Annotated in this window: 10 protein-coding genes; 3 read left to right on the top strand and 7 right to left on the bottom strand. The window is 55.1% G+C overall.

The window, feature by feature from the left end:
• Positions 1-165: 165 nt before the first annotated feature.
• The 6 genes from HA48_RS21220 to HA48_RS21245 form a co-directional block, all read right to left on the bottom strand.
• Positions 166-309 carry a hypothetical protein gene (locus HA48_RS21220; protein WP_244182924.1) on the bottom strand — a complete coding sequence of 48 codons (144 nt, stop codon included), beginning with the start codon at positions 307-309 and terminating at the stop codon, positions 166-168.
• Between the two features lie 251 nt (positions 310-560).
• A complete protein-coding gene (locus tag HA48_RS21225) occupies positions 561-1427 on the bottom strand; it encodes a helix-turn-helix domain-containing protein (protein WP_128603082.1) in 867 nt (288 codons plus the stop codon).
• A 243-nt stretch (positions 1428-1670) separates the two neighbouring features.
• The gene (locus tag HA48_RS21230; protein WP_370664115.1) at positions 1671-1817 is read right to left on the bottom strand and encodes a DUF2474 domain-containing protein; all 147 of its coding nucleotides are present in this window, start codon (positions 1815-1817) and stop codon (positions 1671-1673) included.
• Positions 1818-1839: 22 nt separating this feature from the next.
• Positions 1840-2844, bottom strand: coding sequence for a cytochrome d ubiquinol oxidase subunit II (gene cydB, locus HA48_RS21235; protein WP_128603084.1), 1005 nt, complete (start codon positions 2842-2844; stop codon positions 1840-1842).
• Between the two features lies 1 nt (position 2845).
• Positions 2846-4270 (bottom strand): cytochrome ubiquinol oxidase subunit I, encoded by a 1425-nt coding sequence (locus HA48_RS21240; RefSeq protein WP_128603085.1) that lies wholly within the window; start codon positions 4268-4270, stop codon positions 2846-2848.
• Between the two features lie 522 nt (positions 4271-4792).
• Positions 4793-5164 carry a winged helix-turn-helix transcriptional regulator gene (locus tag HA48_RS21245; RefSeq protein WP_128603086.1) on the bottom strand — a complete coding sequence of 124 codons (372 nt, stop codon included), beginning with the start codon at positions 5162-5164 and terminating at the stop codon, positions 4793-4795.
• Positions 5165-5265: 101 nt separating this feature from the next.
• Between HA48_RS21245 and HA48_RS21250 the strand changes: the two genes are divergently transcribed.
• Positions 5266-6120 carry an SDR family oxidoreductase gene (locus HA48_RS21250; protein WP_128603087.1) on the top strand — a complete coding sequence of 285 codons (855 nt, stop codon included), beginning with the start codon at positions 5266-5268 and terminating at the stop codon, positions 6118-6120.
• A 348-nt stretch (positions 6121-6468) separates the two neighbouring features.
• The gene (gene treF, locus HA48_RS21255) at positions 6469-8127 is read left to right on the top strand and encodes an alpha,alpha-trehalase TreF (protein ID WP_128603088.1); all 1659 of its coding nucleotides are present in this window, start codon (positions 6469-6471) and stop codon (positions 8125-8127) included.
• Between the two features lie 123 nt (positions 8128-8250).
• On the opposite strand, the gene HA48_RS21260 is transcribed toward treF, so the two are convergent.
• Positions 8251-9069, bottom strand: coding sequence for an alpha/beta fold hydrolase (locus HA48_RS21260; RefSeq protein WP_128603089.1), 819 nt, complete (start codon positions 9067-9069; stop codon positions 8251-8253).
• A gap of 215 nt (positions 9070-9284) precedes the next feature.
• On the opposite strand from HA48_RS21260, the gene HA48_RS21265 reads away from it, so the two are divergent.
• Positions 9285-9583 (top strand): MFS transporter (locus tag HA48_RS21265; protein WP_208613164.1); only part of this gene is annotated, 299 nt, incomplete at its 3' end.

Here is a 9583-nt window from a genome sequence, read left to right on the forward strand (position 1 = left end):
GGATATCGCTGCTTCTCTACCCAAGCCAGTTTTGACTTTCGGAGTGGCGACCCGTCAGGGCCGCCAGCCAGGCGCACCAAAGCAGCAACGGCGGCCCTTCAGGCCGCCACTACGGATACGATATTGTTTTTAAGCGCGGGAGGCGCGGGCCAGCAGAGGGCGCTATCAGGCCTGGTGGTTGGTGCAGTTAATCAGGCTGGCATCGTCAGCATGCTGCTGCGGCAGCGGGTTATCGCCCAGAATCTCATGTTGCGCGCAGTGCGGCTGGTGCGGATGCAGGCCGCCCGGTGGTGAGAATGGCTCAGCCATTTGTGCACTTGCCAGCGAGGAGAACGCCACAAGCGCTGTTGAGAGAAACAACGGTAAAAGTCGCATAATTTTTTCTTTTATCACTTGGTCGGTCCGGAACGGACCAGAAATGCAGATGAATATCCAGCCTGATCTGCGGCAGCTGGAGTTTTACGCGGCCAGTCAGGTTTCGATGGAGGATTTTACGCTACCCCGGCGGATGCTTTTATAAAATCGTGCGGTTTGTCACAGTTTACCGCACGATTTATGCATTAGCCGACGCTGACGGGAATGTAAAACGTGCCCTGCAGAAGATCGGGCGTGCTGTATTTCAAATCCAGCTTCAGCAGGTCTTTGCCGGGACGGCGCGCCACGCCCAGGGCGGGCAAGTGGTTATAGTAGATCTCGGCAGTAAAGGCGTTGATCTCCTCCGGGGCGCCGTGCCAGTCAATCTCGGCATAGAGCCCTTTTTCACCGGTCCAGTTCTGTACATTGCGCGGCAGTACGTCGGCGTACTGACTCTCCAGCGCCTGAAACAGACTAATGTGCTGCTGATCGGCGGAGTGTGTCCCCGGACTGAACTGGAAACCGAGCCAGCCGCGCTGCACGTGCTGACCGGCAAAAGCGATGAAATCCCGCGTATGCTGCGCCACCACATGATTGTGATGATCGATGTATTCGCCAAAGCGGCACTCCCATTCGATCACCTCACCACACAACTGCAGCTCTGGCTTCTCAACCAGTCGGGCATTAACCCATTCGCGCTGTGTGGAGATGCGGCTGTGGAAATCCTTCATCAGCATCTCAGGAATGCGGCGATAGACGCCCGGCGTCAACGAGAAGTGGCTTTTAAATACCCGGGTAAAATTTTGCTGATTATCAAAACCGAAGCGCACGGCGATATCAATCAGCGGCATGCTGGTCAGGCGCAGCGCCATCGCCGAGAGCGTCAGGCGGCGCTTACGCGTATAGGACGCCAGCGTTTGACCGGTCATCTCTTTGAACATGCGCTGCATGTGCCACTTGGAGTAACCGGATTTCAGGGTAATCAGATCGATGTTGAGCTCGTCGGTCAGATTCGCTTCAATCCAGTCCACCAGATCATTGATGTACTGTTTTTTTAAATTCAGGCTGAGCATTTTTTTAATCAGGTGAGTCAGGCAGGCGCGTTTTGCGTTATCCGTCACATAAATATAACAAAAACGTATGACTAACGTAAGGAAGAGTAAAGAGAGCGTAACGCGAAAAGCATTAATTGCTTAGGCAACTAATGATTCGCTGCCCACCACATAAAATGGCCGCCCCACGGGACGGCCATTGGTATAGCTGACTTTTTATCGGCAGCGGCGTGGCAACCTATAGGGCTGCTCGCGCATCGCAACTCAGTGCGAGCGCATCCCCGCTGCCGTCATCATCATACGAAACAGCGATGCCACCACACCCAGTGCCAGCACGCTTGCGCCGTAGATGATCACCAGCCACAGCACGCGCTTCCACCAGGGAGCTTTCGTCTCAGTATGGGTTTTCATATTGCTGACCTCGGTTTGCATATCAGTGATACCCCTCATCGGCTTTGATTTTTCCGCGGAACACGTAGTAACTCCAGAAGGTGTAACCCAGAATGACCGGAATAATCAGCAGGCTACCCACCAGCATAAACGCCTGGCTCTGCGGCGGTGACGCGGCAGCCCAGATGGTGATCGACGGTGGAATGATGTTTGGCCATACGCTGATACCCAATCCGGAGAAGCCCAGGAACACCAGCGCCAGCGTCAGCAGGAATGGTGAATAGTGCGCTTCACGCTTGATGGCGCGAATAATGCCCCATGAGCACAGCAGCACCAGCACAGGCACCGGCAGGAACCAGAACAGGTTCGGACGGCTGAACCAGCGCTGTGCGATAGCGTCGTGGCTAAACGGCGTCCACAGGCTGATAATCCCGACAATCACTAACAGCGCAATCACCAGCGGCGTAGCCAGCGCTGACATCTTGCGATGCAGTTCGTGTTCAGTTTTCATAATCAGCCAGGTGCAGCCCAGCAGCGCATAAGCCACCACCAGACCCACGCCGCAGAACAGCGGGAATGGCGCCAGCCAGTCCAGCGCTGAACCGGCAAACTCACGCCCTTTTACCGGGAAGCCATCTATCATCGCGCCCACTGCCACGCCCTGGCTAAAGGTCGCCAGCAGTGAACCGGCGATAAAGGATTTATCCCAGAACGGACGGTGCTCTTCCGTGGCTTTGAAGCGGAACTCAAACGCCACGCCACGGAAGATCAGGCCAATCAGCATCGCCGTGAGCGGAATCGCCAGCGCATCAGCAATCACCGAATAGGCCAGCGGAAACGCGCCATACAGGCCCGCGCCGCCCAGTACCAGCCAGGTTTCGTTGCCGTCCCAGACGGGCGCAACGGTGTTCACCATCATGTCACGCTCAACCGGATCTTTGTTGAACGGGAACAGAATGCCGATCCCCAAATCAAAGCCATCCATGACGATGTACATCAGGGTGGCGAAGACGATGATCGCGAACCAGATAATGGAGAAATCGATCATGTTATTTTTCCTCCTGCGGATGGTTCAGGCGCTCTTTCGCCGCAGACAGCGGACGCGCTGGCGTATGGTGCTGACCAGGACCGCCCAGCGCCACGTCATGACCTTCGCCGGTTTCCGGGCCTTTCTTAATCAGGCGCATCATGTAGATGTAACCCACACCAAATACCGATGAGTAGACCAGGATGAACGCCAGCAGGCTGATGCTCATATGCAGGTCGCCATGTGCCGAGACGGCATCAATGGTGCGCTGCACGCCGTAGACCACCCACGGCTGACGGCCAATCTCCGTCGTGAACCAGCCGGCCAGAATGGCAATCAGGCCTGAAGGCCCCATCAGCAGGGCAAACCACAGGAACGGACGTGAGTTATAGAGGCGCTTTTTATAGCGCAGCCACAGGCTAAACACGCCGAGCGTGATCATCAGCAGCCCCATGGCCACCATGACGCGGAACGACCAGAAGATAATCAGCGAGTTCGGGCGATCCTCTTTCGGGAAGCTCTTCAGCGCCGGTACCTGCTTATCAAGGCTGTGCGTCAGGATCAGACTGCCGAGATAGGGCACTTCCAGCGCATATTTGGTGCGCTCTTCATCCATATCCGGAATACCGAACAGGATAAGCGGCGTCGCTTCTCCCGGCGGGTTCTCCCAGTGCCCCTCAATCGCGGCGATTTTCGCCGGCTGATGCTCCAGCGTGTTCAGGCCGTGCGCATCGCCGATCATCGCCTGAATAGGGGCAACGATCAGCGCCATCCACAGCGCCATGGAGAACATTTTACGGATTGCCGGATTATCGTTTCCGCGCAGCAGGTGCCATGCGCCCGATGCGCCGACAAAGAAGGCGCTCGCCAGGAAGGCGGCGACGGACATATGGAACAGCCGATACGGGAAGGACGGGTTAAAGACGATTTTGAACCAGTCCTGCGGCACCACAATGCCGTTCTCAATAATGTAACCCTGTGGCGTATGCATCCAGCTATTGGACGCCAGAATCCAGAACGTTGAGATAATGGTCCCCAGCGCGACCATGCAGGTTGCAAAGAAGTGCAGGCCCGGCCCCACGCGGTTCCAGCCAAACAGCATAACGCCAAGGAAACCGGCCTCCAGGAAGAAGGCGGTCAGCACTTCATAGGTCAGCAGCGGGCCGGTAATACTGCCGGCAAACTGTGAGAAGCCACTCCAGTTGGTACCAAACTGATACGCCATCACCAGACCGGACACCACGCCCATGCCGAAGTTAACGGCAAAGACCTTAGACCAGAAGTGATAGAGATCGCGATAGGTCTCATTACGGGACTTTAGCCACATGCCTTCGAGCACCGCCAGAAAACTGGCGAGACCAATGGTGATGGCCGGGAAAATAATATGGAAGGAGACAGTAAAGGCGAACTGAATCCTGGCCAGGTGAAAAGCATCTAATCCAAACATTGCTTACCTCATTGCCACAAGATTACACCGAATTTTTACTTATAATTAACAAGGCGGCGCAGGAAGGTATTTTCTGCTACGCCTGAAACAGATTCGCGCCAAATGTAAGGCAGACGGCGAGAACAAAAAGAAACAGAAGGAGTGGCTAAAACTATAACAGTATTTTTTGATTTCGATCATTGTTTTTGCCAGAAACTAGTTGTTTAAAATCACTAAGTTAAGGTTAAACACCCTAATTTATTGTGACAATTTTGTTATTAAGAAAAACGAAGAGAAGTGACGACCTGACAGGTAACTGGCTAATTTAGTTATTATTTGGCGATTCAACCAAAACGGCAGAAGCGGTTACCACTCTGCGCGTGTAAAAAAAAGTGCACATTTTACCTCAAGATAACTTTGCTAATTAACAAAGCGCTTCTTTAGACTAAAACGGAATTATTTTCTGCTTTTCTGTGGCATTTGTGAGCAGGCGCGCAATTAACGCCTGCGGGGACCGATTTTATTTGCACTCAGCCTGCGCGTTTACGCTGAAGCAGGCACCCGCACAATACGATGCACATTGCTCTCCAGCCAGTCAGCCAGACCAATCACATGCCCTTCAACCTCATGTCCGAGCGCGGTCAGGTGATACTCCACATGCGGCGGCACCACGTCATAAGCGATGCGTTCAATGAAACCGTCCTCCTCCATATGACGCAGCGTTTGCGCCAGCATACGTTCACTGACGCCACCAATCCGGCGGCGCAGCTCGCTGAACCGCAGCGTTTCGGCGCGTAGCGCCAGCAGTATCAGCACACTCCAGCGGCTGGTGATGCGCTTTAAGACCTCGCGTGACGGGCAATTCACGTTCAGCAGCTCACCACGATCAAATTTATCACTCAGGTTTTCAGCCATTTACTTTACTCCGTTCAAACTAACAAATCTGTAAGTACTTACTAAAAGTTAGTTTATGCCCTAGCCTGCTTTCACACCAGTAGAGATGAAAGGAGAGCTTCATGATTGCGATTACCGGCGCCACCGGCCAGCTTGGCCGTTTAGTGATTGATGAGCTGTTAAAAAAAGTTCCTGCCCATGAAGTGATCGCTGCAGTCCGTGCGCCGGAGCGCGCACAGGACCTGCAAGCGCTGGGCGTCACGCTGCGTACGGCAGACTATAACCGGCCCGAAACGCTGCACAGCGCCCTGCGCGGCGTTGATAAACTGCTGCTGATCTCCTCCAGCGAAGTCGGCCAGCGTGAAGCCCAGCATAACGCCGTGATTGAGGCCGCCCGGGCAGCAGGCGTGACGTTTATTGCCTATACCAGCCTGCTGCATGCCGACACGTCGCCCCTTGGCCTTGCCGGTGAGCACCGGGCAACCGAAGCGCTGCTTAAAGCCTCCGGCATACCTCATGCAATTCTGCGTAACGGCTGGTACACCGAAAACTATGCCGCCAGCATCGCGCCAGCGCTGGCCCATCACGCCTTTATCGGTGCAGCCGGCGAAGGCCGGATCGCTTCTGCCGCGCGCCGCGATTACGCTGCCGCCGCAGCGGAAGTGATGACGCGTGATGAGCAGGCGGGCAAGGTGTACGAACTGGCCGGTGACGATAGCTATACGCTGGCCCAATTCAGTGCTGAAATTTCCCGGCAGTCCGGTGAGAAAGTAGAGTATGTTAATCTGCCGCAGGCGGAGTTTGCTGCCGCGCTGAAGGGAGCCGGACTACCCGATGCTTTTGCCGATCTGCTGGCCGACTCTGATGCGGGTGCAGCCCGGGGCGCACTATTTGATAACAGCCATACGCTGAGCAGATTGATCGGCCGTCCGACAACGCCGTTTGCCGGGGTGATTAAGGCGACGCTGGCGCAGTAAACTGCAAATTGATGTGATGCCGGACAGGAAGTGCCTCTTCTGTCCGGCGCTTGTATTGATGCTTTCCCGCCTCGTTTGCCATTAAATGATCAAGCTAATGACCGATTTTTCCTTCATTTTTAGCGGTTTTATTATTTACAGAATTTTCCGGACAGGTATTTGAAGATTCATTTAAACCACAGCTTTAATTTCCTGAAATATAGTGCGTTGTAATCACTGAAATTTCATGCAAAACCCGGATCAATCGACAAGATTTATTACGTTCATAGATATTTCGCATTGTTGTCGGGTCATATGAGGGATCTATAATTTGTTCTTTGAGCAACCAGGCAATTTCAGGAGGCCGCTATTAATACTAACCACCAGCAACGTCTAGCTTTCGGGGAACACGAAGCCCATGCTGATCTGGGGTATCAATACGATCCTCACGAATTAATCCGCGAAGGCATGCAGGATTCGGAGCCAGAGCCAGAGCTGATCGAAGGCCTGCCTGCGCCGGATGCCCTGACCCCTGCCGATCGCTATCTTGAACTGTTCGAGCATGTACAGATGGCGCGTATTTTTGCGGACAGCAAAACGTTCCCGGACTGTGCACCGAAATTCGATCCGCTGGATATTTTAATCCGCTATCGTCGCCGTAAACGCGCAGCAGAATTCGACCTCGAACAGTTTGTGCATGAACACTTCTATTTGCCGCAGGTGAATGAGAATTTCTATGTTTCGAATCCGGATAAAACCCTGACGGAACATATCGATGATCTGTGGCCGGTATTAACCAAAATGCCGCAGCAGCATCTGCCGCACTCGTCGCTGCTGCCGCTGCCGAAACCTTACGTCGTGCCCGGCGGACGCTTTGGTGAGACCTACTACTGGGACTCTTACTTCAGCATGCTGGGACTGGCAGAGGCCGGACGCGATGACCTGCTGCGCCATATGGCTGATAACTTCGCATGGCTGATCGATAATTACGGCCATGTCCCTAACGGTAACCGGACTTACTATCTCAGCCGTTCGCAGCCGCCGGTGTTTGCGCTGATGGTGGAGCTGTTTGAAGAGGACGGTATCCGCGGCGCGAAACGCTATCTCGAACAGTTGATGAAAGAGTATCAGTTCTGGATGGATGGCGCGGGCGAGCTGATGCCGCATCAGGCTTATCGCCACGTGGTGCGCATGCCGGACGGCTCGCTGCTGAATCGCTACTGGGACGACCGCGATACGCCGCGTGACGAGTCGTGGATGGAGGATGTGGAGACCGCCAGTAAATCGAGCCGCCCTGCCAGCGAGGTCTATCGTGATCTGCGTGCCGGTGCGGCTTCTGGCTGGGACTACTCGTCGCGCTGGCTGCGCGATCCTCAGCGTCTGGCAAGTATTCGCACGACGCAGTTTATTCCGGTCGATCTTAACGCGTTCCTGTACAAGCTGGAGCTGATGATCTCGACGCTCTCTCATGCCAAAGGTGAAGAGCTGACCGCGCTGGCATGGCAGAAAAAGGCGGATTCGCGTAAACAGGCGATTAACCGCTATCTGTGGGATAACACGGCGGGCGTTTACCGCGACTACGACTGGCGCAATGAGCGCTTTGGTGCCTTCACGGCAGCTGCGGTGGTGCCGCTGTTCCTTGGCATTGCTTCACCTGAGCAGGCGCATCTGCAGGCGGTGGCGCTGCGTCAGCTGCTGCTCACCCAGGGCGGCCTGGTAACATCGATGGTGGAAAGCGGCGAACAGTGGGATAAACCTAACGGCTGGGCACCGCTGCAGTGGATGGCGGTGGTCGGACTGAATCACTACGGTGAAGAGACGCTGGCTACCGAGATTGCAGTGAACTGGCTCAATACGGTGAAGAACTTCTATTCTCTGCATCACAAGCTGGTGGAGAAGTATGACATCAGCGGAGAGCGTGCCCGTCCGGGCGGCGGTGGCGAATATCCGTTGCAGGATGGCTTCGGCTGGACCAACGGCGTGACGCGGCGGTTGATGGCTATGTATGGTCATCTGCTCGCGGATTAATTCCGGTGCGATTGGCGGCCGTCCCGTGGGACAGCCGCTACGCAATGTCCGTAACGCTCGGTTGCGGCGACCTCTCAGGGCCGCCGGCGGAGCAACGTCATACGTTACGCTCCGCCCCTCCCCTTAACGCTGCAAAAACGCCAGCAGGTCAGCATTCAGCTGCTCCTGATGCGTCACGGCAAAGCCGTGCGGGCCATTCTCATACACCTTCAGCTCTGATCCTTCGATCATCTCATGCACCAGTTTGCCGGTCGCTTCAAACGGTACGATCTGGTCGTTGCTGCCGTGGATTACCAGCGTCGGCACATCCACTTTGGCGATATCCGCGCGGAAGTCGGTTTCTGAAAACGCGGTAACACAATCCAGCGTGCCCTTCAGTGAAGCCAGCAGCGCGATGTTCAGCGTCTGTGTCAGTACACCGTCCGAGACGGTTTGCCCTGCATTGGTGCCGTAGAACGGTGCCGCAAAATCCTTAATGAACTGCGCACGATCTTTACGTAAACCCGCTTTAATACCGTCAAATACCGCTTTTTCCACCCCTTCAGGGTGATCGTCAGTTTTACCGAAGATCGGCGTCACCGCGCCCAGCAGCACCAGACCTTTCACTTTAGCGGTGCCGTAACGACCAATGTAACGTGAGACATCGCCGCCGCCCATGGAGAAGCCCACCAGCGTCACGTCGTTCAGTTGCAGATGCTCAATCAGGCCGTGGATGTCATCCGCAAAGGTATCGTAATCATAACCTTCCCATGGCTGCTCTGAGCGACCAAAGCCGCGACGGTCAAAAGCGATCGCGCGGTAGCCGCGCTCGGCCAGGAAGTTCATCTGGCTGTCCCACATATCCGCATCCAGCGGCCAGCCGTGGCTGAACAGGACGGGCTGACCTTTGCCCCAGTCTTTGTAGTAGAGGTTTACGCCGTCTTTGGTTTTGAATGTGCTCATGTTTTGTCTCCGTTAATCAGTAATGTCGTGTCTGGCAATCAAACTACCGCGAGCTGCAGGAAAAACCTAAAGCAGAGATTTTGACAACTTGTGCAAAGATTTTTGTCTCGCTTTGCCGTCAAAAAACCTTGTACAAGTTGGCCGATTTTTTCCGCTATCTGCGGAGAGGCAGGCTTCGTAAAGTGCCCTCATCGCACACTAACAGGATTATGATGATGAGCCAGCACACTCCGACTCCCGCGCGCAGCGGTGCATTCTCACCCTTTGGTTACGGGCTGTTTGCCCTGATCTGGACCGCTTCGGTACTCGGCAATACCGGCAGTTTTATTCGTGACGTCGCCAGCGCCTGGCTGGTGACCGGCCTGTCCGATAACCCCACCGCCGTCGCGCTGATGCAAACCGCCGCCACGCTGCCGGTGTTTCTGCTGGCGCTGCCGGCGGGCGTGCTGTCCGATATTGTCGATCGCCGCCGCCTGCTGATTGTCGTGCAGCTACTGATGGCCAGCCGTCAGCG

The organism is Pantoea wallisii, assembly GCF_002095485.1.
GTDB classification, from domain to species: domain Bacteria; phylum Pseudomonadota; class Gammaproteobacteria; order Enterobacterales; family Enterobacteriaceae; genus Pantoea; species Pantoea wallisii.

What these genes read in the sequence shown, in the direction of transcription:
- HA48_RS21220 (WP_244182924.1), bottom strand. Translation starts at nt 309, where the DNA reads ATGGCTGAGCCATTCTCACCACCGGGCGGCCTGCATCCGCACCAGCCG.
- HA48_RS21225 (WP_128603082.1), bottom strand. Translation starts at nt 1,427, where the DNA reads ATGCTCAGCCTGAATTTAAAAAAACAGTACATCAATGATCTGGTGGAC.
- HA48_RS21230 (WP_370664115.1), bottom strand. Translation starts at nt 1,817, where the DNA reads ATGAAAACCCATACTGAGACGAAAGCTCCCTGGTGGAAGCGCGTGCTG.
- cydB (WP_128603084.1), bottom strand. Translation starts at nt 2,844, where the DNA reads ATGATCGATTTCTCCATTATCTGGTTCGCGATCATCGTCTTCGCCACC.
- HA48_RS21240 (WP_128603085.1), bottom strand. Translation starts at nt 4,270, where the DNA reads ATGTTTGGATTAGATGCTTTTCACCTGGCCAGGATTCAGTTCGCCTTT.
- HA48_RS21245 (WP_128603086.1), bottom strand. Translation starts at nt 5,164, where the DNA reads ATGGCTGAAAACCTGAGTGATAAATTTGATCGTGGTGAGCTGCTGAAC.
- HA48_RS21250 (WP_128603087.1), top strand. Translation starts at nt 5,266, where the DNA reads ATGATTGCGATTACCGGCGCCACCGGCCAGCTTGGCCGTTTAGTGATT.
- HA48_RS21260 (WP_128603089.1), bottom strand. Translation starts at nt 9,069, where the DNA reads ATGAGCACATTCAAAACCAAAGACGGCGTAAACCTCTACTACAAAGAC.